Source organism: Helicobacter sp. MIT 03-1614 (assembly GCF_000762925.2).
Lineage (GTDB): Bacteria > Campylobacterota > Campylobacteria > Campylobacterales > Helicobacteraceae > Helicobacter_C > Helicobacter_C hepaticus.
Map to the genome: position 1 here is coordinate 1 of NZ_JRMS02000034.1, position 802 is coordinate 802.

The following is an 802-nucleotide window of genomic DNA, read 5'->3' on the forward strand; positions in this document are numbered from 1 at the left end:
ATTACCTATGCTCTCTTGCGTAGAAGCCCCACTAGAAATAAGTCCTTGTGTAACACCTTCAATTTTAATATATGCTGGCTGCGCCATAGTATGCTCCTTAATAATTTATTCTTTAATTCTCCAAATTAAAGGAAATTTTAGCATAATTTTAAAAATATCGCTAAAATTAAAAATATTTATAAAATTAAATAGATGTTGAAAATATCAAGTCCATAATTTTCAACTCGTAAAAAGCCATAGGATTACCCACACAATCTTTTGTGTGAAATAAAAAAGCATTTTGCATAATATCCATATAATCAATATAATAATCTTTTATATCTTTACCATTTATTTTGACATAAAAAGTATATTTATCTTCTTTTAGATTCTGTGGTATCTCACTTTCATTTTGTATGGTGTAGATTCCGTATTGCATATTGTATTAAAATTTTTTGATTCTTTATCTAAATACATTGTCTCCTCCTTTATCTTGGTATCAAATGTATGAAATCATTAATGATTGGGTGTATAGTAGATATAGTCATACAACACATTACCATCTTTATTGTGTCCTGTTACAATCCTCTCTGTACCTCTTGTGCCTCCGAGTTTGCAATAGGCTTTATTATGGTATGAGATAGATGTTAAAAACTTTAAGGTTATCACTATCTTCTAAATATTCTTTTGTACGTTCATAATGTGATTCTAAAATCCCTTCATCTTCTATAAAATCCTCCAATATCTTTTCTCTTACCTTTTTTCCACTACTTAAGAAACTCTTACCTACATCATTCCAATGCTCAAAGACTAGGATAATATT

General features: G+C 28.4%; 1 protein-coding gene and 2 pseudogenes. All 3 read right to left on the reverse strand.

The window, feature by feature from the left end:
- A pseudogene (locus LS66_RS10460) lies at positions 1 to 87 on the reverse strand (type VI secretion system tube protein Hcp); the annotation flags it as partial.
- A 97-nt stretch (positions 88 to 184) separates the two neighbouring features.
- Positions 185 to 418, reverse strand: coding sequence for a hypothetical protein (locus LS66_RS09975; RefSeq protein WP_236097033.1), 234 nt, complete (start codon positions 416 to 418; stop codon positions 185 to 187).
- A 189-nt stretch (positions 419 to 607) separates the two neighbouring features.
- A pseudogene (locus LS66_RS09980) lies at positions 608 to 802 on the reverse strand (hypothetical protein); the annotation flags it as partial.

Coding starts and splice junctions, on each gene's coding strand:
- LS66_RS09975 (WP_236097033.1), bottom strand. CDS start 418: ATGCAATACGGAATCTACACCATACAAAATGAAAGTGAGATACCACAG.